This is a genomic window from Pseudomonas sp. SCPG-7 (genome assembly GCF_002156405.1).
GTDB classification, from domain to species: Bacteria; Pseudomonadota; Gammaproteobacteria; order Pseudomonadales; family Pseudomonadaceae; genus Aquipseudomonas; species Aquipseudomonas parakoreensis.
Genome location: NZ_MVOO01000013.1, coordinates 123,837 through 147,524, shown reverse-complemented (window position 1 = coordinate 147,524; position 23,688 = coordinate 123,837). Strand labels below are relative to the sequence as shown.

21 protein-coding genes are annotated in these 23,688 nt (G+C 60.2%); 10 read left to right on the top strand and 11 right to left on the bottom strand.

Translation table 11 applies throughout. The annotated features are described in order from the left end of the window. Positions 1-137: 137 nt before the first annotated feature. Positions 138-2,213 carry an AsmA family protein gene (locus tag B1722_RS22095; protein ID WP_041065591.1) on the bottom strand — a complete coding sequence of 692 codons (2,076 nt, stop codon included), beginning with the start codon at positions 2,211-2,213 and terminating at the stop codon, positions 138-140. 385 nt (positions 2,214-2,598) lie between these two features. On the opposite strand from B1722_RS22095, the gene B1722_RS22090 reads away from it, so the two are divergent. The 7 genes from B1722_RS22090 (at position 2,599) to B1722_RS22060 (ending at position 7,865) form a co-directional block, all read left to right on the top strand. Then, a complete protein-coding gene (locus B1722_RS22090) occupies positions 2,599-3,105 on the top strand; it encodes a hypothetical protein (protein WP_086794262.1) in 507 nt (168 codons plus the stop codon). A 172-nt stretch (positions 3,106-3,277) separates the two neighbouring features. Beyond that, positions 3,278-3,910 (top strand): TetR family transcriptional regulator, encoded by a 633-nt coding sequence (locus B1722_RS22085; RefSeq protein ID WP_007966952.1) that lies wholly within the window; start codon positions 3,278-3,280, stop codon positions 3,908-3,910. 244 nt (positions 3,911-4,154) lie between these two features. Continuing rightward, the gene (gene ureE, locus B1722_RS22080) at positions 4,155-4,655 is read left to right on the top strand and encodes an urease accessory protein UreE (RefSeq protein ID WP_003221180.1); all 501 of its coding nucleotides are present in this window, start codon (positions 4,155-4,157) and stop codon (positions 4,653-4,655) included. Beyond that, on the top strand, positions 4,652-5,326 hold the full coding sequence (locus tag B1722_RS22075; RefSeq protein ID WP_086794261.1) for an urease accessory protein UreF: 675 nt from the start codon (positions 4,652-4,654) through the stop codon (positions 5,324-5,326). Before ureE ends, B1722_RS22075 begins: the two co-directional genes overlap by 4 nt. Before the next feature lie 11 nt (positions 5,327-5,337). Then, a complete protein-coding gene (gene ureG / locus B1722_RS22070) occupies positions 5,338-5,952 on the top strand; it encodes an urease accessory protein UreG (protein ID WP_041065601.1) in 615 nt (204 codons plus the stop codon). 27 nt (positions 5,953-5,979) lie between these two features. Beyond that, entirely contained in the window at positions 5,980-6,552 is a 573-nt protein-coding gene (locus B1722_RS22065; RefSeq protein WP_086794260.1) for a HupE/UreJ family protein, read from the top strand. 179 nt (positions 6,553-6,731) lie between these two features. Then, on the top strand, positions 6,732-7,865 hold the full coding sequence (locus B1722_RS22060; RefSeq protein WP_086794258.1) for an AGE family epimerase/isomerase: 1,134 nt from the start codon (positions 6,732-6,734) through the stop codon (positions 7,863-7,865). A 130-nt stretch (positions 7,866-7,995) separates the two neighbouring features. On the opposite strand, the gene B1722_RS22055 is transcribed toward B1722_RS22060, so the two are convergent. From B1722_RS22055 to B1722_RS22010, 9 genes are all read right to left on the bottom strand, one after another. Further along, positions 7,996-8,901 carry a cation diffusion facilitator family transporter gene (locus B1722_RS22055; protein WP_086794257.1) on the bottom strand — a complete coding sequence of 302 codons (906 nt, stop codon included), beginning with the start codon at positions 8,899-8,901 and terminating at the stop codon, positions 7,996-7,998. A 198-nt stretch (positions 8,902-9,099) separates the two neighbouring features. Beyond that, entirely contained in the window at positions 9,100-9,864 is a 765-nt protein-coding gene (locus tag B1722_RS22050) for an SDR family oxidoreductase (protein ID WP_041065617.1), read from the bottom strand. Positions 9,865-10,714: 850 nt separating this feature from the next. Next, positions 10,715-11,431, bottom strand: coding sequence for an ABC transporter ATP-binding protein (locus B1722_RS22040; RefSeq protein ID WP_041065619.1), 717 nt, complete (start codon positions 11,429-11,431; stop codon positions 10,715-10,717). After that, on the bottom strand, positions 11,428-12,300 hold the full coding sequence (locus tag B1722_RS22035) for an ABC transporter ATP-binding protein (protein WP_041065624.1): 873 nt from the start codon (positions 12,298-12,300) through the stop codon (positions 11,428-11,430). The genes B1722_RS22040 and B1722_RS22035 overlap by 4 nt, the downstream gene beginning before the upstream one ends. After that, a complete protein-coding gene (gene livM, locus B1722_RS22030; protein ID WP_041065627.1) occupies positions 12,297-13,598 on the bottom strand; it encodes a high-affinity branched-chain amino acid ABC transporter permease LivM in 1,302 nt (433 codons plus the stop codon). The genes B1722_RS22035 and livM overlap by 4 nt, the downstream gene beginning before the upstream one ends. Positions 13,599-13,601: 3 nt before the next feature. Then, positions 13,602-14,516, bottom strand: a complete 915-nt coding sequence (locus tag B1722_RS22025; protein WP_027613532.1) for a branched-chain amino acid ABC transporter permease — start codon at positions 14,514-14,516, stop codon at positions 13,602-13,604. Positions 14,517-14,757: 241 nt separating this feature from the next. After that, positions 14,758-15,891 carry an ABC transporter substrate-binding protein gene (locus tag B1722_RS22020; RefSeq protein WP_041065631.1) on the bottom strand — a complete coding sequence of 378 codons (1,134 nt, stop codon included), beginning with the start codon at positions 15,889-15,891 and terminating at the stop codon, positions 14,758-14,760. A 368-nt stretch (positions 15,892-16,259) separates the two neighbouring features. Beyond that, positions 16,260-17,543, bottom strand: coding sequence for an FAD-binding oxidoreductase (locus tag B1722_RS22015; RefSeq protein ID WP_086794255.1), 1,284 nt, complete (start codon positions 17,541-17,543; stop codon positions 16,260-16,262). A gap of 143 nt (positions 17,544-17,686) precedes the next feature. Further along, the gene (locus B1722_RS22010; RefSeq protein WP_041065639.1) at positions 17,687-19,177 is read right to left on the bottom strand and encodes an aldehyde dehydrogenase family protein; all 1,491 of its coding nucleotides are present in this window, start codon (positions 19,175-19,177) and stop codon (positions 17,687-17,689) included. 164 nt (positions 19,178-19,341) lie between these two features. Between B1722_RS22010 and B1722_RS22005 the strand changes: the two genes are divergently transcribed. From B1722_RS22005 to nadE, 3 genes are all read left to right on the top strand, one after another. Next, positions 19,342-20,247: a LysR family transcriptional regulator gene (locus B1722_RS22005; protein WP_041065642.1), complete on the top strand. Its 906-nt coding sequence runs from the start codon at positions 19,342-19,344 to the stop codon at positions 20,245-20,247. Between the two features lie 199 nt (positions 20,248-20,446). Beyond that, positions 20,447-21,670 (top strand): nicotinate phosphoribosyltransferase, encoded by a 1,224-nt coding sequence (pncB, locus tag B1722_RS22000; RefSeq protein ID WP_086794254.1) that lies wholly within the window; start codon positions 20,447-20,449, stop codon positions 21,668-21,670. Between the two features lie 4 nt (positions 21,671-21,674). Continuing rightward, complete coding sequence (gene nadE / locus B1722_RS21995; protein ID WP_041065647.1) at positions 21,675-22,502, top strand: ammonia-dependent NAD(+) synthetase; 828 nt, start codon at positions 21,675-21,677, stop codon at positions 22,500-22,502. A gap of 75 nt (positions 22,503-22,577) precedes the next feature. On the opposite strand, the gene B1722_RS21990 is transcribed toward nadE, so the two are convergent. Then, positions 22,578-23,498 carry a hypothetical protein gene (locus B1722_RS21990; protein ID WP_052510581.1) on the bottom strand — a complete coding sequence of 307 codons (921 nt, stop codon included), beginning with the start codon at positions 23,496-23,498 and terminating at the stop codon, positions 22,578-22,580. Positions 23,499-23,688 lie beyond the last annotated feature (190 nt).

Here is a 23,688-nt window from a genome sequence, read left to right as displayed (position 1 = left end):
GCCCACCCCTTCAAGTCTAAACATACAAGCGAGCCTGCTCGCGAACGGGCCGCTACAGAAGCAAAAGATCGCAGCCTGCGGCAGCTCCTACATTCCACTGTAGGAGCTGCCGCAGGCTGCGATCTTTTGCTCTTGCCTTACTTGGTTGGCTTGACGGTCACTGGCGCCTTGCCCGCCTTCATCTGCTCAAGCAGAGGCGCACACTGATTCGGCTCCCCGCCACTCGGCGCCACCAGCGCCAGCAGCCCCGCCGCTGGTGCAGCGATCACGCCCAGTGCAACCATTCCCGCCCCGCGCAGCATCAACGGTACAGCCTTGACCCCGGCGTCCGGCTTGATGAACTTACCGCGCACGTACAGCGGTGAACGCAGCGAAATCAGACGCCAGCCCTTGGATTCCGGGGTCACGGTCAGGTCCAGTTGCTCGGTGGCCATGTTCGCCGTGCCGTCGATGTAGATGATCGCGTTCTCGGTATCGAACACAAACAGCCGCGTGGTCGCCAGGCCGGTCTTGATGTCGAAGTCCGCCGCCGCGCAGTTGATCTTCACTTCCTTGTCGCCAAAGATCTTGCCGACCACGTAGTTGCCGACGTTAAGCCCAGCCAGTTCCATCAGCTCGCGGCTGATTGCACCGTCGTTGATCAGCATCTTCAACTGGCCATTGGCGCCGCCGAGCAGCTTGGCCACCGAATTGCCACGGCCGCTGATATCAGCGTCGCCATTGAGCTCACCGAAACTGGTTTTCATCGGTTCGAAGGTCGGGAACAACTGCTTGAGCTTGAACCCGCGCGCGGTCAGTTTGGCCCGGCCTTCCAGCGGTTCGGCGCGACCGTTGAGGCGGATCTGCGCGTCCAGATTGCCGCCGGCCACGCCGAAGCGCAGTGGTTCGAGGCTGAGTTCGCCGTCGTTGAGTTTCAGATGGGTATAAAGGTCGGTAAAAGGCAGTTTTTCGCTGTGCACGATGCGCTTGCCGGTGAACTCGACGTCGGCATCCATCGCGCGCCAGCGGTCGGTCTTGAACTCTTCAACCGGCAGCACTTTGTCGGTCGGCTGCTTGCTCTCGCCGCCGCGGGCCTTTTGCTTGTCATTCGAGTCGGCGCCGATCAGCGGCGCGAGGTCGGCGAACAGCAGCTGATTGGACAGCAGCGCACCACTGAGTTTTGGCCGAGGCTGACTGGCGACATAGGTCAGATCGCCATGAATGTCACTGCCGCCGATCTTGCCGTTGAACTGCTCGTAGGTGAATTTCGCCCCGGCGGCGTCATGCAGTTTGGCGATCAAGTGACCGTCGGTGGAATACGGCGGCGTGTCCGGCAGGGTCACGCCGGTTAGCGGATAGAGGTTGCCGAGGCTGGCACCGGCCAGTTTCAGCCGCAGATCGAGGGCACCGAGGTTGAGCGGGTCGGTCAACGTGCCGGCGAGTTCGAGGCTGGTGGCGCCGATCTTCGCCTGGGCCTGCAGCGGGAACGGTTTGTTCGCGTCCTGCAACGCCAGCAATCCGCCGATTTTGCCCTGACCAGTGAGACTCTGGCCGTGGTATTGGCCTTTGACCTTCAGCGCGAACGCATAGTCCTGTGGCGCGGTGCCTTTGTCCTGGGCCGTTTTCGCGGCTTTGTCACCGACGATTTCGCTGAACGGAATCGGCTTGCCCAGTGGATCGATCACCACGTCGAGATTGGTCTTCAGCGTCTGGTCGTCCAGCGTGACGTGGCCCTTGTCGAAACCGATGGCGCCGATGTCCACCACCCAGTTCGATGGTTCGGCGTTCGGGTCTTTCGGGTCGAACTTGAAGGTCCAGTTGGCGCGGCCATCGGCCAAGCGTTGCAGTTGCGCGTTGGGCTCGGTCAGGTCGATGCGCGGGATCGTCACCCGTTGCGCCAGCAGGGCCAGCGGCGAGATGCGCAGCTCCACGCGTTTGAGCGTGACCATCTGCGGCTGCTTCGACCAGTCCGGATTACCCAGCGTCAGGTCTTCAGCCACCACATGCGGCCACGGCACCCAGGCCCGCCAGCCGCCCTCGTCCGGCTCGCGCTGCCAGATCACCGCGAGGTTGCCATTGATGGCAAACGGTCGATGCAGTTCTTCCGAGACTTTGGCGTTGAGCGGCGGTTTGATCCGATTCCAATCGAAGAACACGATGATCAGAACGAGTACCGCCAGCAGCAGTACGAGGATGGCGAAGGTCCAACTGAAGATTTTCCCGGTGCGCGTCATGCACAAAACTCCTGATGACGACCGCACGCCGACTTCGCGACGCACAGCTGAAACGGCGGGCCAAAGCGGCCCTCATGAAATCTACGACTGGCAAACAGTGCGCAGGTTTAATCGGAATATAGATTCCGTGGCAAAAAATCGCCCGAATGCTGACCGATTGGTCGAACAGCGTTACCGCCACCCGCACATTTGCGAGGCGCGAGTGAGTCGAAAATACCCACCGCGGTGCAAAACCGCCGCCCGCAAACGCCCGAGCTAGAGCGCCTCGGCAGAACAATCAATTCTGTTGATTATTACCATTGCGTTTATGAACTTTTATATCGACTTATCGAGAGTAGCATTGGCTTCGTACCCACTTTATCGCCCTCCCAAGGAGCAACCCATCATGAAACGCCAATTACTGCTCAGCCTTACCCTGTCGATGCTAGCCAGCACTGCTTTCGCCTTGCCCGCTGCCGATCAGGCTACCCCACAAGTGAAATCCAACCACTCGGTGTTCAGCCAGACTGTGGCTGCTGATGGCGGCAACCGCACGCCACAAGGCCAGACCTTGGCTGAAAACGGCCGTAATCGTCTGGAAGAGAAAGGCCTGGTACAAGATGGCTACGACAAGACGCCACAAGGCCAAGCTGTAGCAGAAGGTGGCCGTGATCGTCTGGAAGAGAAAGGTCTGGTGCAAGACGGCTATGACAAGACTCCACAAGGTCAGACCCTGGCTTCAGATGGCAGCGACCGCACTCCACAAGGCCAGACCCTCGCTGAAGGTGGTGGTGACCGCACCCCACAAGGCCAGACCCTTGCCGAAGACGGTTTCGACAAAACCCCCCTGGGCCAAGCCGTTGCCGAAGGTGGTGGTGACCGTGTGATCGAACGCAACAGCGCTTTGAGCTAAGCCCATGGCGGCCTGGAAAAAAAGCCCAATCACCGGATTGGGCTTTTGACTTTTTCAGCACTGGCAATCTGCAAAACCCTTTTTACCGCCGACATTCCCCCTGCCGTTCGACGCCAGCAAAGCCGATTTGCTAGAGTGCGGCGCTTGTCCCGCTCAAGAAAACGCCTTTGCGATGCTGCCCCGCGCCGAACAGAAACAACAGACCCGCAATGCCCTGATGGACGCTGCCCGCCATTTGATGGAAAGCGGCCGAGGATTCGGCAGCCTGAGCCTGCGCGAAGTAACCAAGACCGCCGGCATCGTGCCCACCGGTTTCTATCGGCATTTTGCCGACATGGACGAGCTGGGGCTGGTGCTGGTCAGTGAAGTCGGCCAGACCTTCCGCGAGACCATCCGCCTGGTGCGCCACAACGAATTCGTCATGGGCGGCATCATCGATGCGTCGGTGCGGATCTTCCTCGACGTGGTCAGCGCCAACCGCTCGCAATTCCTGTTTCTCGCCCGCGAGCAGTACGGCGGCTCGCTGCCGGTGCGTCAGGCAATCGGTCGTCTGCGCGAGAACATCAGCGCCGACCTCGCGGCCGACCTGACGCTGATGCCCAAGTTGCAACATCTGGATGCGGCCGGCCTGAGCGTGATCGCCGACCTGATCGTCAAATCGGTGTTCGCCACCCTGCCGGACATCATCGACCCGCCTGCCGAGGCCCTGCCAGAACATCTGACACCCCAGGCGAAGATCACCCAGCAACTGCGCTTCATCTTTATCGGCCTCAAGCACTGGCAAGGGCTGGGCAGTACCGAGTAAAGATCAAAAGATCGCAGCCTTCGGCAGCTCCTACACCAATCCCCTGTAGGAGCTGCCGAAGGCCGCGATCTTTTTTATTGGCTACAAATTGGTGCATGTAAAAATCTTCACGCACCAAAATCTTCCAAAATCCTGCAACATCTTGAAACATCCTCTACGCTCCGACAGGGATTTCCTACATCTCGCACGGTTGGCAAGCCCCTTGCTCTAGCCCTCTCTACAGTCCACTGCTGGAAGCTTTCCGATGCTGGTGATTCATCGCAGAATCGACCCTCAACCTGTCTGGTCCGCCGAGCTGCACCTGACGTTCGAAGCGCGGAGCAAAAGCCGTCTGCGCTGTTTCAGTGCCGACGGTGAAGACGTCGGGTTGTTTCTGGAGCGCGGTCAGGCACCGTTATATGACGGCGAATGCCTGCAGGCCGAGGACGGCCGCATCGTTCGCGTCTGCGCCCGCCCCGAGCAACTGCTGCACGTCACCTGCGCCAATGCCTTTGAACTGACCCGCGCCGCCTATCACCTGGGCAACCGCCACGTCGCTCTGCAAGTCGGCGATGGCTGGCTGCGTCTGCTCGATGATTACGTGCTCAAGGCCATGCTCGAACAGCTCGGCGCGCAGGTCGAAGCGATTGAAGCGCCCTTCCAGCCGGAGCACGGTGCCTACGGCGGCGGCCATCATCATTCGCGGCATGGCGACGAAGACTTCAACTACGCGCCCAAACTCCATCAGTTCGGCGTTCGCCTGTGAATCCGGCCTGGGCGCTGCTGCGCCTGGCCAGTCCGCAACTGCCGATTGGCGGCTACAGCTATTCGCAAGGACTGGAAATGGCGGTGGATAACGGCCGGGTGAACAACCCGGACAGCGCCCGGCGCTGGATCAGCGATCAACTGCTGCTCAACCTCGCCCGTTTCGAAGCGCCGCTGCTGCTCGCCCACTGTCAGGCCGCTATCGACGAAAACTGGCCCGAGTTGCTGCGCATCTGCGAAACCCACCGCGCCAGCCGCGAGACCCGTGAGTTGCATCTGGAGAGCCGGCAGATGGGTTACTCGCTGCAGCAATTGCTCAATGGCCTGCCGGAACTCGACGCGCCGGCCCGCCGCTTTCTTGAGCAATGCGCGGAACCGCATCTGGCCCTCGGCTGGGCACTCGCCGCCCGCGCCTGGGGCATCAGCCCGCAAGACGCCCTTGCCGCGTGGTTATGGAGCTGGCTGGAAAACCAGCTCGCGGTACTGATGAAAACCCTGCCGCTGGGCCAGCAAGCCGCCCAGCGCCTGACCAGCGAACTGCTGCCGCTGCTGCAACAGGCGCAGCAGGACGCCACGCGCATTAATCCCGAACACATCGGCAGCGCCGCGTTCGGCCTGTCCCTGGCGTGCATGGCGCATGAGCGCCAGTACAGCCGACTGTTTCGCTCTTAGGAGAACAAACCATGAACACACAACCCCTGCGCGTCGGCATCGGCGGCCCGGTCGGTTCCGGCAAAACCGCATTGACCCTGGCCCTGTGCCTGGCGCTGCGTGATCGCTACAACCTGGCCGTCGTCACCAACGACATCTACACCCGCGAAGACGCCGACTTTCTGGTGCGCAACGAAGCACTGGCACCGGAACGCATCATCGGCGTGGAAACCGGCGGCTGCCCGCACACGGCAATCCGCGAGGACGCCTCGATCAACCTCGAAGCCGTCGATCAACTGAACCGACGCTTTCCGGGGCTGGACCTGATTCTGGTGGAATCCGGTGGCGACAACCTGTCGGCAACCTTCAGCCCGGAGCTGTCAGACCTGACCATTTACGTGATCGACGTCTCTGCCGGCGACAAGCTGCCGCGCAAGGGCGGGCCGGGGATCTGCAAGTCCGATCTGCTGGTGATCAACAAGATCGATCTGGCGCCGCTGGTCGGCGCGTCGCTGGAAATGATGAACAGCGACACCCAGCGCATGCGTAACGGCAAGCCGTTCGTCTTCAGCAACCAGAAAACCGGCCAGGGCCTGGAAGACATCATTGCCTTCATCGAACGCCAAGGCCTGCTGAACGCCGCCTGATTCATTGACCAACAAGGAAGCTTCTCCATGACACTCAAACGCATTCTCGGCGCCGTGGCGCTGCTGCTGACCCCAACCCTCGCCTTCGCCCACCCGGGCCACGGCGACAGTGGGCTGGTCGCCGGTATCAGCCACCCGATCGGCGGCCTCGACCACTTGCTGGCGATGATTGCGGTCGGCCTGTGGGCGGCGCAGCAACAAGGTGCGGCGCGTTGGGCGCTGCCGTGCACCTTCGTCGGCACCATGCTGATCGGCGGCATGCTCGGTTTTGAAGGGCTGGAGCTGCCGGCGCTGGAAAGCGGGATCGCCGCTTCGGTGCTGGCGCTGGGTCTGGCAGTGGCACTGGCGGTGCGTCCACCGCTGGTGATGGCGGTGGCGGCGACGGCGTTGTTCGCGTTGTTCCATGGCGTGGCGCACGGCCTGGAACTGCCGGACATGAGCAGCCCGTGGGCGTATGCCGCCGGTTTTGTCGCGGCGACGGCAGCGCTGCATGCGGCGGGTTATGGCCTGGTGCGCGTGTTGCCTCAGGCTGCCGCGCCGCTGGTGCGACTGGCCGGTGCTGCTTCGGCGCTGACCGGCGCCTGGTTGCTGGCCGGCTGATCTCTACCGCCTGAACCGGCCCCATCGCTGGCAAGCCAGCTCCCACAGGTTTGTGGTTGATAACAATCCTTGTGGGAGCTGGCTTGCCAGCGATGACGGCCGATCAGACACCGAGACTCTAACAGCAGTCTCTCTGCTACCATGTCGCGCAATCGCCCCAGCCGTGACGACGTCCGCCAATGCCCCATGCTTGCCGCTCCACCTCCCTGCCCGAATTGACCGCCCTGTTCAGCGACGTGCAACAGCACTTTCTGAACGTGATCGTGCCGCTCTGGCAAGGCCCGGGCTGGAACGCCGACATGGCGCTGCCTTACGAGGCACTCGACGCGACGCATCAACCCTTGCCACCGCAACGCTACCGGGCGATGGCCTGCGCACGGCAGCTGTACCTGTTTTCCAGCCTGATCGGGGTTGTGGATAACGCCGAGGTGCGCGCCGCCGCGCTGTTCCGCTCGCTGCAACGGCACTTCCATGATGCCGAGCACGGCGGCTGGTTCTACAGCATCGACGCGCAGGGCCAGCCGCTGGATCAGCGCAAAGACCTCTACACCCACGCCTTCATCCTGTTCGCCTGCGCCCATTACTGGGCCAAGTCCCGCGAGCCGTTGGTGGAATCCACGCTCAACGCTGCACTGGAAGTGATCGGCCAGCGCTTCGCCACTGGCGATGGCTTGTACGAAGCGTGCCTGGACCGCGACTGGAGCAACCTGCAAAGCGGTCCGCTGCAAAACCCGCTGATGCACCTGGCCGAAGCGTTCCTCGCCACGCTCGCCGTGCGCGAGGATGCGGCAACGCAGCACGCGCTCGTCAAGTTATGCACAGGCATGCAGCAACACTTCGTCGATCCACAGCACGGCGTACTGATGGAGAAACCGCTGGGCGCTGTGGATAACTGGTACGAGCCGGGGCATCAGTTCGAATGGTATTTCCTGCTGGAGTCGTCATCACTGCTGCGCGGTTCGAAACTGCACTCGGCGCTGGAGCGAGCCTTTGCTTTCACCGAGCAATTCGGCGTTGAACAGCCTTCAGGGGCGGTGCGGGCGATGCTCGATCTGGAACTGGACGGTCGCCCGAAAGATTCGACTCAGCGCATCTGGGCGCAGGCGGAATACCTGCGCGCCCTGACCTTGCGCCCTAACAGCGAAGGCACCGTGCTGCGCCAGTTGCAGGCGCTGCAGCAGCGTTTTCTGCACGCGGGCGGGTGGCATGAATGCCGAGATGAGCTGGGAGAGGTCAGCCGCAAGGACATGCCTTCAACAACGCCTTATCACTTGGCGACGTGCTACAGCGGGCTGGCTGAATACCTGAACTGATTGACTGAACTTATCCTGTGGCGAGGGAGCTTGCTCCCGCTTGAGTGCGCAGCACTCACAAAAATCCGGGGCCGCTTCGCAGCCCAGCGCGAGCAAGCTCGCTCGCCACAGGAGATTCAGCAGCTCTGAATCAGGCAATCCACTTCTTGTCGCCCGTGAAGCTGATGGTCAACCAGCGCGCCGCATCCGGCTCGCCCAACTGCGCCGAAATCTCCTCCCGCAACGCATCCAGTTGCCCAACGCTGTGCAACCGGTAATTCGCCGGCAACACCACATGAATCTCGATGAACCGCGCCCGTCCGTGCTTCTGCACGTAGGTCACGTAATCGTCGAAACCGTGTTCGACCTTCGCCGCCTCCATGACCTGACGCACCTGGTCATCCAGCGTGTCCGGGGCAATACCCAGCACATCGCGCAGCGCGGGGCCGAGGATCTTGAACGCCGGCGGCAACATGGTCAGCGCCAGCACGATCAGGATCAGCGGGTCGACAAATTTCGCCCACGCCTCAAAGCCCTGGGCCTTGAGCAGCAGCGCCACGAGAAAACTGATCAACAGGCCGACCGAGAGCATCGCGTCCACCAGCCAGCTGATGTTGTCGAACTGGATCAGGCTGGACTTGAGTTTGCGATTGCGCCGACGCACGTAGAAGAAATAGGCGAATTCAACGACGGTGAACACCGCCGCATAAATGATCACCAGCCCCAACTCGATGTCGCGACCGCCGTTGATGATGCCGAACACACCGTTAAGAAACGCATAGATAGCGATCAACAGCAGGAAGCTGCCTTCGATCAGCAGCACCATCGGCTCCAGATGCCAGAACCCGAACTGGAAGCGATGATTGCTTTCTTTGGCGATCAACCTGGCGGTGATCAACATCAGTACTTTGATGAACGTTGCGATCAGCGAGAAAAAACCATCGAAAAGGATGGATTGCGAACCTGAAACAAAACCGGTGACGATCCCGGCAATCGACACCGCGAACATCAGGATGGTCGATTGTTTGAGCAGTGACTGCTCACCTCGGTTACTCACGTAGCCTCCTCTAAAAACCCTTGAACCGCGGGGTGCGGTGGGGTTGTTGAGGAGAGAGTTTACCTTATCGCCATGTTTTGCCTGTTACGGCCTCATCGCTGGCAAGCCAGCTCCCACAGGTACCGAGTCGATTACAAGATTTATGTATACCGACGATCCTGTGGGAGCTGGCTTGCCAGCGATGGCCATTATGCGGTCTTACGCCTTGTTACGCTCGATGGCGAACCCGGCCCAGGTCTGGCTCACCGGCATCAGCTCCAGGCTGTTGATGTTGATGTGCGCCGGGGCGTTGAGCACCCAGAAGATGGTCTCGGCGATGTCCTGCGGCTGGATCGGCTCGGCCCCGGCGTAGGTGGCGTTGTAGCGTTCCTGGTCACCGGCAAAACGCACCAGCGAGAACTCGCTTTCGCACAGGCCCGGCTCGATGTTGCTGACGCGCACGCCGGTGCCCTGCAGGTCGCAGCGCAGGTTCAGCGAGAATTGCTTGACGAACGCCTTGGTCGCGCCATACACGTGGCTGCCCGGGTACGGATAGTTACCGGCGATGGAGCCGAGGTTGACAATGCCGGCGCCACGGCCATGAGCGATCAACCGTGGCAACAGCAGGCGGGTGCTGTACATCAGGCCTTTGACGTTGGTGTCGACCATGGTGTCCCAGTCGTCGAGGTCGCATTTCGGTGCCGGATCGACGCCCAGCGCCAGCCCAGCGTTGTTGATCAAGCCACGCAGCTTGGCGAACGACGGCGGCAGATTGGCAATTGCCTCTTCCATCGCCTTGCGGTCACGTACATCGAGTACCAAGCCATGCACTTCAGTCTGCTTCGACAGTTCCGCGCACAGGGCATTCAGACGCTCTGCACGACGACCGGTCAACACCAGTTTCCAGCCAGCCTCGGCAAATCGACGGGCACAGGCTTCACCAAAACCGGAGGTTGCGCCGGTAATAAACAGGGTGTTGGACATCGTGTTCTCCTTGCGTCGGCCGCCAGCGCAGCCATTGGAATAGAAAATCAGCAGCCAGCATGCCCGGCCCGGCATTTACGAGCAACACCCGCACCGGGACATATTCCGATCAAATTTTGATCAACCGTCGCTACGCCATACCTGCCGTGGCCTGTAGCCATGTGCACGCACGTTATCCACAGTCCCTTCCACAGTTTCCGGGGGCAAGTAGAAACGCGCAAAGCCGCGCCACACAAGGCTTTGCGCGGGAAATAGAAAGTTTTTTGCTTGACCCTGAAGCCGCGGTTGTGCCGGAGATGGCATTTTGCACGACCGGCCGGTCAGTGCGGTGATTGCGCGAGGCCAGTAATTACGGCCCTCAGCGCGGTCTTTCCAGAGTTTAGTCACAGACTTATCCACAGGCTTGTTCACATGGAATAGCCTTTAGCGCGAGGCCTAGAAAAGGGTTGACAACAGCGTCTTCAGCTCCCGCAAAAACGCCTGATCAAAAAGCGATCACCAGCCTGTAAGCCACGTCAAACAAGGGCTTGAGCCAGCTACTCCCACGTTATTCACAGCCAGCTCCACAGCAAACGGGGACAAGTCAAAACTGTGGAAAAACAGCCATTTGCAGCGTCTATATGTCGCGCTTTGACAGCGATGGGAATTTGTTTTCCACAATTCTGCCGAAGGTCACAATTTTACCTGTGGGAGCTGGCTGGCCAGCGATGGCGGAGTCACTGCCAAGATCATTGCTGAATGGCAAACCGCTTTCGCTGGCAAGCCAGCTCCCACAGGGGCCTTGGTGAATTTGAGGAATGAAAAAGCCCCGGGACTTTCGTCGCGGGGCTTGTGCACAACTCGGGAAGAATCAGTGCCCGCCCAAATAAGCGTTACGCACCTCCTCGTTCACCAGCAGCTCTTTACCGGTACCGGTCAGGCGAATCTCGCCATTGACCATCACATACGCCCGGTCCGACAGCTTCAACGCATGGTTGGCGTTCTGCTCGACGAGAAAAATGGTCATGCCGGTTTTCGCCAGTTCACGCAGGGTGGCGAAGATCTGTTTCACCACGATCGGCGCCAGGCCCAGGCTCGGTTCATCAAGCAACAACAGCTTCGGCCGACTCATCAAGGCGCGGGCAATGGCGAGCATTTGCTGTTCGCCGCCGGACATGGTCATCGCCCGCTGAGTGCGGCGCTCTTCGAGCCGCGGGAACAGCTCGAACATGCGCTGCATGTCCTCTTTGGCATACTTGTCGCCAATCGGGATGGTGCCCATCAGCAGGTTTTCCTCGACGGTCATGTCGGGGAACACCCGCCGCCCTTCCGGCGACTGCGCGATGCCGTTGGAGGCGATGTAGTGCGAGGACTTGTGGGTGATGTCGATGCCTTGATAGAGGATCTGTCCGCCCGCCGCCCGTGGCTGGCCGAAGATCGACATCAGCAGCGTCGATTTGCCTGCGCCGTTGGAGCCGATCAGGCTGACAGTCTCGCCTTCGTTGATCTCAAGCGACACGCCTTTGAGGGCCTGGATCGGGCCATAGAACACGTCCAGGTCTTTGAGTTCGAGGATCGGTTTGCTCATACCAGTTCCTCTTCGTCGGCGCCCAGGTAGGCGGCAATCACTTTTGGATCGTTGCGAATCGCATCGGGTCCACCCTCGGCGATGACCACGCCGTGATCCAGCACCACGATGTGGTCGGAAATGCTCATGACCATGCCCATGTCGTGTTCGATCAGCACCACGGTCAGATCATGCTCGTCGCGCAGCAGCCGGATCATCGCGCTCAGCGCTTCGGTTTCCTGAGGGTTGAGGCCGGCGGCCGGTTCGTCGAGGCAGATGATCTGCGGCCGCGTGCACATGGCCCGGGCGATCTCCAGACGACGTTGCTGACCGTAGGACAGCTCACCGGCCAGACGGTTGGCGCAGTCCACCAGATCGACCACTTCCAGCCAGTAGAACGCGCAGTCCAGCGCATCGCTTTCCGCTTTGCGGTAGCCCTTGGTGTTGAGGATGCCGGCGAGCATGTTGCGGTTGACCCACATGTGCTGCGCCACCAGCAGGTTTTCCAGCACCGACATTTCCTTGAACAGGCGAATGTTCTGGAAGGTCCGGGCCAGGCCGGCGCGGTTCACCAGATGCGTGCCACCAAACATCTTGTAATACAGGCGACTGAGGAAGCTTTTCGGCGAGACGAAGTCGGTCGGTTTGAACGACTCGCCCAGCAACTGGATGACGTTGGTCTGCTTGCCGCGCACGTTGAGTTCGATCTTGCCGCCGGAGGCCTTGTAGAACCCGGTCAAACAGTTGAACACCGTGGTCTTGCCGGCACCGTTCGGCCCGATCAGGGCAAAGATCGAGTTGCGTTTGACCTTGAGGCTGACATCGCTCAAGGCCTTGATGCCACCGAAGTGCATCATCAGTTTTTCCACAGAGAGTACGACTTCACTCATGGCGCAGTCCTCTCATAGTGAATGGCACCTTTGCGTGGAGTAACCCCGGTACGGCTGATGCGGATCAGCCCTCGAGGTCGCCAGATCATCATCAACACCATCAGGATGCCGAACAGCAGCACGCGGTATTCAGCGAAGCCGCGCAGCAGTTCCGGAGCAACCGTGAGCACGAACGCTGCGATCACCACGCCGATGGTCGAGCCCATGCCGCCGAGCACGACGATGGCGAGGATCAGCGCCGATTCGAAGAAGGTAAACGAGGTCGGGTTGACGAAGCCTTGATAGGTGGCGAAGAACACCCCGGCCAGACCTGCGGTCGACGCACCGATGGTGAACGCCGAGAGCTTGACCAGTACGTGGTTCAGGCCCATCGAGCGGCAGGCGATTTCATCTTCGCGCAGCGCTTCCCAGGCGCGACCCACCGGCATTTTCACCAGACGATGCTTGATGTACAGCACGGCCAGCACCACCAGGAACAACACCGTATAGATGAAGTAATACTTCACGTCCGGGTTGTAGGCGATGCCGAAAAACTCATGAAACGGTACCCCGCCATCCTTGGCCCGCTTGCCGAATTCCAGGCCGAAGAACGTCGGCAAGGGCGCCGGCATGCCGTTCGGCCCGCCGGTCAGCGACAGCCAGTTGTTGAGGATCAGGCGGATGATTTCACCGAAGCCCAGGGTCACGATGGCCAGATAGTCACCGTGCAGACGCAGCACCGGAAAACCGAGGATGCAGCCGGCCAGGCCCGCGGTGATCGCCGCCAGCGGCAGCACAGTCCAGAAGCCCAGCCCGAGGTATTGATAACCGAGCGCCAGACCGTAGGCACCGATGGCGTAGAACGCCACGTAACCGAGGTCGAGCAGACCGGCGAGGCCAACCACGATGTTCAGCCCCAGCCCCAGCAACACGTAGATCAGCCCGAGGATGACCACACCCAGCAGGTACGAGTTGGAGACAAACGGCACAATCACCGCCAGCACTATCAGCAGTGGAATGATCCAGCGCAGGCGTGATTTGTGATCGGCAGGCAGCACATGTACACCGGAACCGGTGCTCTCGAATCCGTCGAGGATCTTCAGGCCCTTGGGCGTCTGCAGAAACAGGCTCAAGGCAAAGCGGCCGATCATGACAATACCGATGATCCACGCCACGCGGGTTGGTTCGAGGTTGAAGCTGTAGCCGTCGAGCACGACACCGACAATCGGGCCGAACACGATCAAGGCAATAAGGCCGGCCAGAATCGCCTCAACCAGGCTTTTTTTGATATCGATGTTTTTTTGAGTGGTTGAAGACATCGCTTACACCTTCGACACAAGAGGACGGCCCAACAGGCCCTGAGGCCGGAAGACCAGAACAAGTACGAGCAGCGAGAAGCTGAACACGTCTTTGTAGTCGGAGTTGACCAGGCCCGAGAACAGCGACTCGGAGATCCCGAGAATGATCCCGCCGAGCATCGCGCCGGGCAGTGAGCCGATCCCGCCGAGCACGGCGGCGGTGAACGCCTTGATGCCGATGACGAAGCCTGCGTAGAAGTCGAACGTGCCGTAGTTCATGGTGATCAGCACGCCGGCCAGAGCCGCCATCGCTGCACCGATGATGAACACGTAGGAAATCACCCGGTCGGTGTTGATCCCCAGGATCGAGGCCATCTTGCGGTCTTGCTGGGTGGCGCGGCACATGCGGCCGAGCTTGGTGTACTTGATCACGTAGGTCAGCAGGCCCATGCCGACGAACGCGGCCACCAGAATGAAGATCTTGGTGTAGGTCAGCTGGACGAAACCGCTGCCGACGTCAATGCGCCAGGCACCGGTGAGCAGCGTTGGAACACCCTGTTGGCGGGCGCCCTGGCTGATCTGGGCATAGTTCTGCAGGATCAGGGAGATACCGATGGCGCTGATCAGCGGTGCCAGTCGGGTGGAGTTGCGCAGAGGTTTGTAGGCGACGCGTTCGATTACCCAGCCATAGACGCCAGTGACGACGATGGTGAACACCAGCGTGCCGAGCATCAACAGCGGGAAGGATTCGATACCGAAGTAAGCCAGCAGAGCCAGACTGATTGCCGCCAGGTAAGCGGAAATCATGTAAACCTCGCCGTGGGCGAAGTTGATCATGCCGATGATGCCGTAGACCATTGTGTAGCCGATGGCGATCAGGCCATAGACCGACCCGAGGGTCAGGCCGTTGACCAGTTGCTGCAGGAAAATACCATCCATAACGCAATCTCACGCAATGAGAACCTGCCCGCCGGGGCGGGCGGTTCTTCTAGGAAAAATACAGATTTACGTCGGAGCAATGTCAGAGCGCGATGAGCCCAGACCCACCGATCTCCTGTGGGAGCTGGCTTGCCAGCGATAGCGGCGGATCAGCCAACCTGTGTGTCGACTGACCTGACGCCATCGCGGGCAAGCCCGCTCCCACAGGTATTGGTGGGGATCAAGCTGATCGCGTCAGCCCTTACTTCTGTTTTTCCAGCTGATGGTATTTGCCACTCGCGTCCCACTGGTAAACCACGTAGTCGGACACTTTCAGGTCGCCTTTCTTGTCCCAGGCTTTCTCACCCATCACGGTTTTCACCGGGTTGGCCTTGAGCCATTCGGCGGCTTTTTCGCCACTGTTGGATTTGGCGCCGTTGAAGGCGGCCGCCAGGGTCTGAACCGACGCGTACGCGTACAGGGTGTAGCCTTCGGGTTCGGTGCCAGCCTTGCGGAACGCATCGACCACGGTCTTGCTGTCTGGCAGCAGACGTGGGTCGGCGCCGAAGGTCATCAGCACGCCGTCAACGTATTGCGGGCCACCGGCGGTGGTCACCAGTTCGTCGGTGACGATGCCGTCATCAGACATGAACTTCACGTCTTTCAGGCCTTCGGTGCGCAGTTGCTTGACCAGCGGCCCGGCTTCCGGGTGCAGGCCGCCGAAGTAGACCACGTCGGCACCGGCCGCACGGATCTTGGTGACCACGGCGCTGAAGTCTTTCTCGCCACGAGTCAGGCCTTCATACAGCACCGGCTTCACGCCACGCTTTTCCAGTTGAGCCTTGGTCGCATCGGCCAGGCCCTGACCGTAAGTGTCCTTGTCGTGCAGCACGGCGACTTTCTTGCCCTTGAGCACATCGACAATGTAATCGCCCGCGACGATGCCTTGCTGGTCATCACGCCCGCACATACGGAACATGGCGCTCAGGCCGCGCTCGGTCACTTGCGGGTTGGTGGAACCCGGGGTGATCGCGATAACACCGGCTTCATCGTAGATTTCCGACGCTGGAATGGTGGAGGAAGAGCAGAAGTGACCGACCACACCGGCCACCTTCTGGTTGACCAGATCCTTCGCAACCGTTACTGCCTGTTTCGGTTCGCAGGCGTCATCGCCCTTGACCAGTACGATTTTCTCGCCGTTGACGCCACCCGCCGCGTTGACCGCGTCCGCCGCCGCCTGTGCACCCTTCATGTACTGCTCGCCAAATGCCGCGTTGGCGCCAGTCATTGGACCCGCTACACCGATTTTCACATCAGCTTGAGCAAACGCAGAAACACCCAACGCAGTAGCCACTGCGAGGGCCAGAAAGCCTTTCTTGTAAAACGTCTGGGACATGAGGTGGTGCTCCAAGGTTTTTTTTAGTTGGCACTGCGACTTCACTTCACTGAATGCTCTGAGCAAGCGCCGTGCCATCGGTTTTTTATTCTTCAAAAAGTCGCTGCTTTCTTGTTATTTCGACTGTTTCGTTCCCATTTTCATTGGGCGTGCAACCGTCTAAACCGCGGAAGGTGAAACCTTTTTAAATCTCAGGCGCAACCCGCTTGCGCCATCATTGCAACCGCGGCACCAAACGACGTGCAACCAGCCTGTAACAGCTCGCGTCACCGAACTGCACACTGCTGGTGCGGGACTGCTACAACCCGCACCATTACAGGCTAGTCGCTACGCCGAAAAGCGCCGCGTTACGCAACATATTTCAACACTCAGATGACGATGCGCAGGCACTGGCCCGCGTGATACAGCGAGAACCCGGCCTCGTACAGGCAACTGCGCAGGCCGACACCGGCCAGGGGCTGCATCGGTGCGAAGGGGATCGGCAAGGCTTGAGGATTTCCGTTACACAGATAGTCGGCGAAGGCTTTGCCGACCACAGTGCCAGTGGTCACGCCACGACCGTTGTAACCGGTGACGGCCACCAGTCCCGGCGCCGGTTCGAACAGGCGCATCAGGTGATCGGGGGTAAAGGCAATGCGCCCGGTCCAGGTGCATTCCCATTCCACCGGTTTCAGGTTGGGGAAGTAATGCTGCTGCACCCGATCGGCCCAGGCCTTGAGGAACCACGTCGGTTTCTGGTTGCCGTTGCCCAGACTGCCGAGCAACAACCGGCCGTCCCTGTCGCGACGGATACTGCTCAGCACCTGCCGCGTGTCCCACGAGCCCTGCCCGCCTGGGAGAATGTCATGGGCGGCATCTTCGGTCAGCGGCACCGAGGCGACCTGATAGTAGTAACCGGGGAAGAAGTTGCGCTTGAGTTCGGTCCAGTCGCCCTCGGTGTAGGCGTTGGAGGCGATCACCACTTGCCCGGCGAGTACCGAACCGTGCTCGGTCTGCACTGACCATTGCTGGCCCACGCGCTCGAGACGGCTCACCGGCGAATGATCGAACATCTGCCCGCCCAGCCCTTTCACCGCATTGGCCAGTCCGGTGACATAGGCCATCGGGTTGAGCGTGCCGGCGCGGCGGTCGAGCAGCGCGGCAGCGATCTTTTGCGTGCCGGTGGCTTGCTCGCAGGCCTTGCCGGTGAGCAACTCGACGGGCGCTCCGCGACGCTTCCATTGTTGCTCGCGACTGCGCAGATCCGCTTCGCCCTTGGCGTTGTGCGCCATGTGCAGGGTGCCTTCGCGGCGCAACTGGCAATCGATGTGGTATTTATCCACAAGGCTGAACACCAGCGCTGGCGCCGCCCCGAGCATGCGGTTGAGCTGACTGCCGACCGCTTCGCCGAACCCGGCCTCGATCTCGTCCGGCGGGATCCACATGCCGGCGTTGACCAGCCCGACGTTGCGCCCGGAGCCGCCGTGACCTGCGCGATGCGCTTCCAGCACGCAGACGCTTTTGCCTTTTTCCAACAGATGCAGCGCCGCCGACAACCCGGTAAACCCGGCGCCGATCACGCAGACATCGACTTTGACCTCGCCCCGTAGCGCGGCGTTATCCGGGCGCTGCGGCGTGAGTTTTTCCCACAGACATTCTTCGCGTAACGGCATTGCCAGACTCCAACAGAAACCTAACCAATTGCGTTGTGGGCACTAAAAAGATCGCAGCCTTCGGCAGCTCCTACAAAACCGCAGCCAACCGCAGCCCTGTAGGAGCTGCCGAAGGCTGCGATCTTTTCAGCTTTTGCTCAATTTCAGTCGAAGGTAATGCCCTGCGCCAGCGGCAACTCCAGCGAGTAGTTCACGGTATTGGTCTGCCGACGCATGTACGCGCGCCAGGCGTCGGAACCCGACTCGCGGCCACCGCCGGTCTCCTTCTCGCCACCAAACGCGCCGCCAATTTCCGCGCCGCTCGGGCCGATGTTGACGTTGGCGATGCCGCAGTCACTGCCGACCGCCGACATGAACTGCTCGGCCTCGCGCACGTCGGTAGTGAAGATGCACGATGACAGGCCTTGCGGCACCGCGTTGTTCAAGCGCAGCGCTTCCTGGAAGTCGCTGTAGCCGACCACGTAGAGGATCGGCGCAAAGGTTTCGCTGCAGACCACATCGCTCTGCTCCGGCATTTCCACGATCGCCGGCGACACGTAGTAGGCATTCGGGAATTGATCTTCCAGTTGGCGCTTGCCACCGAACACCCGCCCGCCCTCGCTCAGTGCCTGCTCCAGCGCGTCCTGCATATTTTCGTAGCTGTGTTTGTCGATCAGCGGGCCGACCAGATTGCCTTCCAGCGGATGGCCGATGCGCACCTTGGCGTACGCGGCTTTGAGGCGGGTGACGATTTCTTCCTTCACCGACTCATGGGCAATCAGGCGACGCAGGGTGGTGCAACGCTGACCGGCGGTGCCGACCGCGCTGAACAGGATGGCGCGCACGGCCATGTCCAGATCGGCGCTCGGGCCGAGGATCATCGCGTTGTTGCCGCCCAGCTCAAGAATGCTGCGGGCGAAACGCGCGGCGACTTTCGGTGCCACTTCGCGGCCCATGCGGGTGCTGCCGGTGGCGCTGATCAGCGCCACGCGCGGATCATCCACCAGCGCTTCGCCAGCGTCACGGCCACCGATGATCACTTGGCACAGGTGCGCCGGCGCATCGCTGAAATTCTTCACCACGCGATCGAACAGTGCCTGGCAGGCCAGTGCGGTCAGCGGGGTTTTCTCCGACGGCTTCCACACCACCGGGTTACCGCAGACCAGCGCCAACGTGGTGTTCCACGCCCACACCGCGACGGGGAAGTTGAACGCGCTGATCACGCCGACCACGCCCAGCGGATGCCAGGTTTCACGCATGTGGTGGCCCGGGCGCTCGGAGGCGATGGTCAAGCCGTACAGTTGACGCGACAGGCCGACGGCGAAGTCGCAGATGTCGATCATCTCCTGCACTTCACCGAGGCCTTCCTGGGTAATCTTGCCCGCTTCCCACGACACCAGCTCGCCGAGGTCAGCCTTGTATTCGCGCAGCACCTCGCCGAACTGACGCACCAGCTCGCCGCGACGCGGGGCCGGCACCTTGCGCCACTGCTCGAACGCATGATCTGCGCGACTGATGTGCTGCTCGACTTCGGCCGGGCCTTCCCAGTTCACGGCGGCGATGCGGCTGCCGTCGATGGGCGAATGCACCGGCACTTTGCCGTTCTGGTACAGGGCCGGGTTCACACCAAGACGATCAAGCAATGCGGCAACCATGGGTCACTCCTCAAGCGAAAAACTGAATGTGTGCGGCCGAATGTTCACGACCGGGCAGGCCTTTAGTTGTAGCTTCCCGAAGGCAAGGCAACAAACGACCTTTACGCGAGATATCATTCCGTTTATTCATGCTGCGCATAGAAAGACAAGAAAAAGGACCACCCATGCTGAACAAACGCCACCTGCCGTCGATCACCGCGCTGCAGTGCTTCGAGGCCGTGACCCGGCACTTGAGCTTCACCCGGGCCGCCGAAGAGCTGAACCTGACCCAGAGTGCCGTCAGCAAACAGGTCGCGCAGCTTGAGGAATTGTTGCAGCACTTGTTGTTTCGCCGGGTGCGTCGGCGTTTGCAGATGACTCCGGCCGGGGATTTGTACTTGGTGGAGGTCCGAAAAATCCTCACCCAGGTGGAAATGTCCACGCATTATCTGCGTTCCTACGGCGGCGAGACCGAAGTCCTGCGCGTCTCCACACCCTCGACCTTCGGCGCGCGCTGGCTGGTTCCGCGTCTGAAAGGCTGGCGTCTGCGCCACCCGTCGATCCATCTCGACCTGTGCAACGAGCAGGAGGCGGATGATCTGCTGCAGGGGCGCAGCGATCTGGCGTTCTATTTCGGCCAGGGTTCGCGCCCCGGCACCGAATGCCTGAAGCTGTTCGGCGAAGAGCTGGTGCCGGTCTGCGCGCCCGGCAGCCTGCCGGATCAGCCATTCACCGATCCGACGCAACTGACCGATCTGGTGCTGCTGCAAAACGCCTCGCGTCCACAGGCCTGGCACGACTGGTTCGACAGTCAGGGTTACCACACCGAACACAGCTATCACGGGCCGCGCTTCGAAACCTTTTATATGTGCATCCGCGCCGCCCAGGTCGGCTGCGGCGTAGCGCTGCTGCCACGGTTTCTGGTGGAAGAGGAATTGGCCGACGGCAAACTGGTCATTCCCTGGCAGCATGCAATGCCCAGTTCCGACGCCTATTACCTGGCCTACCCGGAGCATGCGGCGGAAGTGCCGAAAGTGCGGGATTTTGTGAAGTGGATGCTGGAGCAGATCGATAGCCCCGACGACCACTGATTCTCCTGTAGGAGCTGCCGAAGGCTGCGATCTTTTGATCTTGTTTTTCAGGATCAAAAGATCGCAGCCTTCGGCAGCTCCTACATTAAGCAAAATCCGCTACAGGCCAAAAATTGCTGGCAATCCCCACCGCTGATATGCGCCACTAGCGTCATTGATTGATACCGCGCCTTGCGCGGTGCACCTGGAGACCCCGTTTATGAGCGAGAGTGTGTTTGCCGATCGCATCGTGCAGAACCTGCTCGACACCGACTTCTACAAACTGACAATGATGCAGGCGGTGCTGCACAACTACCCCAACGTCGAAGTCGAATGGGAGTTTCGTTGCCGTAACAGTGAGGATCTGCGGCCGTATCTGGCCGAGATTCGCTACCAGATCGAGCGTCTGGCCGAGCTGAGCCTGAGCGCCGACCAGTTGAGTTTTCTCGAGCGCATCACCTTCCTCAAGCCGGATTTCCTGCGCTTTCTCGGACTGTTCCGCTTCAACCTGCGCTACCTGCACACCGGCATCGAGAACGGCGAGTTGTTCATTCGGCTGCGCGGCCCGTGGCTGCATGTGATTCTGTACGAAGTGCCGCTGCTGGCGATCGTCAGCGAAGTGCGCAACCGCTATCGCTACCGCGAAATCGAACTGGTGCAGGCGCGTGAACAGCTGTATCGCAAGTTCGACTGGCTCAGCGCCAACGCCTCGGACGACGAACTGGCGCAATTGCAGGTCGCCGATTTTGGCACCCGTCGGCGTTTTTCGTATCGCGTGCAGGAAGAAGTGGTGAATGTGCTCAAGCACGATTTCCCCGGGCGCTTCGTCGGCACCAGCAACGTGCACTTGTCCCGCGAACTGGACATGAAACCGCTGGGCACCATGGCCCATGAATGGATCATGGCCCACCAGCAACTCGGCCCGCGGCTGATCGACAGCCAGATTGCCGCCCTCGACTGCTGGGTGCGTGAGTACCGTGGTTTGCTCGGGATTGCGCTCACCGACTGCATCACCACCGACGCCTTCCTCGGCGACTTCGACCTGTTCTTTGCCAAGCTCTTCGATGGTTTGCGCCACGACTCCGGGGACCCGGTGCAGTGGGGCGAAAAATGCATCGCCCACTACCACAAGCTCGGCATCGACCCGATGAGCAAGACTCTGGTGTTCTCCGACAGCCTGACCCTGCCCAAGTCGCTGGAGATCTTCCGCGCGCTGCACGGGCGGATCAACGTCAGCTTTGGCATCGGTACCAACCTGACCTGTGACATTCCGGGTGTCGAACCGATGAGCATCGTGCTTAAAATGACCGCCTGCAACGGCCAGCCGGTGGCGAAGATCTCCGACGAGCCCGGCAAGACCCACTGCAAAGACCCGAATTTCGTCGCCTATTTGCGACATGTGTTCCAGGTTCCTGCCGTTTCCAGCCTATCTAGCAAGGAGTGAATTCATGCAAGCCGTACAGCGTGAGATTGCTGAACAGCTCAAGGTGCAACCGCCATTCGCCGGGCATCAGGCCCTCGAAGCGGAAGTCGCCCGACGCATCACCTTTATCCAGGATTGCCTGGTCAATTCCGGCCTCAAGACTCTGGTGCTGGGCATCAGCGGCGGGGTCGACTCGCTGACCGCCGGTCTCTTGGCCCAGCGCGCCATGCGTGAGTTGCGCGAGCGCACTGGCGACAACGCCTACAAGTTCATCGCCGTGCGCCTGCCGTACGAAACCCAGTTCGATGAGCACGACGCCCAGGCTTCGGTGGACTTCATCGCCCCGGACGAGCGCCACACGGTCAACATCGGCCCGGCAGTGAAGTCGCTGGCCAGTGAAGTGGCAGCGTTCGAAGGCAAACATGCGGTGTCGGTGGATTTCGTGCTCGGCAACACCAAGGCGCGGATGCGCATGGTCGCCCAGTACACCATCGCCGGCGCGGCCCACGGGCTGGTGATCGGCACCGACCACGCGGCGGAAGCGGTAATGGGCTTCTTCACCAAGTTCGGCGACGGCGCCTGCGACCTGGCCCCGCTCAGCGGTCTGGTGAAAAACCAGGTCCGGGCGATTGCCCGCAGCTTCGGCGCGCCGGAATCGCTGGTGGAAAAAGTGCCGACCGCGGATCTGGAAGACCTGTCGCCGGGCAAACCGGACGAAGCGTCCCACGGCGTGACCTACGCCGAGATCGACGCCTTCCTGCACGGCGAGCCGGTGCGTCAGGAAGCGTTCGACATCATCGTCAACACCTACAAAAAGACCCATCACAAGCGGGTCATGCCGTTTGCGCCGTAATGGGTGAGTGAATGAAAAGCCCGCTGAGGAGTGATCCTCAGCGGGCTTTTCTTTGCTCAGGACTCAATGGCAGATTTAACGGGCTTTTGCCGGAACCACCCTGAATGCCCAAGGGGACGAGATTTGACCACCAGCAGTTATCGTTCTAATGGTGTGAACCTTTTCAGCCAGATTCGATATCTTAGCCGTGTAGATTCCATTCGAGTCGGCCGTGAATTCAACCAAGTCGTTATCGTAGTCGACTATTTTTCCTTGTCCATTTGGGTGTGCCGTACCGACAACCGTTAACGATGTATCAGTCGTCTGCTCGTGGTTACCGATCAACTGCCCGCTTTCTCCCAGGAGAAACTGAATGCTGGGCAGTACGGAGGTCTTAATCTCAATGCTCCAGGGTGGAGACTCAACACCGTCTTGTCCTACCACGGTGAAATGATACTGCCCTGGAGATACTCCGTTCATTGCAGCACTCCAACGGGCATTTGCATCGATGTTGAGGGTAGCAACGAGAATTCCATTATCCAGAAGATTTACCGTTTGGTTGGGCTCCCCCCCGCCTACAAAGTACAGATCGACAAACGTAGTGCTTCCACCATTTTCGATAATGACTCCGTCGGGACCATTTACCCAGAAAATAGTGGCACGTAGCGGCACTTGAATGTGAACCGTAAACGTTTCTGACACTTGTCCATCACTGGTATGCACGGCGTACACATGTGAACCGTTCTGTTGATCAGTCACGATCAAACTGAAGTGACCATTGTTATCAACATTTACCGGGGAATGCGCAGGGGCACCGTTGTCGAAAAGCTGCGCCGTTTGATCGGGAGCAGCGAAACCAACAAAAGACAAATCTGCATTTGTGCTGATCCCGCCATGTTCGAGGCGTTCACCATTGCCATTGGTAACGCTCTCAATGCCGGTTTGGCTTAACAGAGCTCTGCTGTCGGGCCCCTGAACCAAGGTACGCTGCTGGGGTAATTTCTCTTGATCGGTCATACGATAACTCCTTTTTCCGGAATGGGTGCGCACAGTTATCTGAGCGCCTCCCCCATCAGAGGGCTCTTCGAAGCCCGCGTCTACTGTCAGAAATTACAGGTTCGGGGGTATTTCAGACCGACGGCCATGATCAGAGAAATGAGGTAATAGATGCAGATTTGATCGGCAGAAAAAAACGCCACTGCAATCA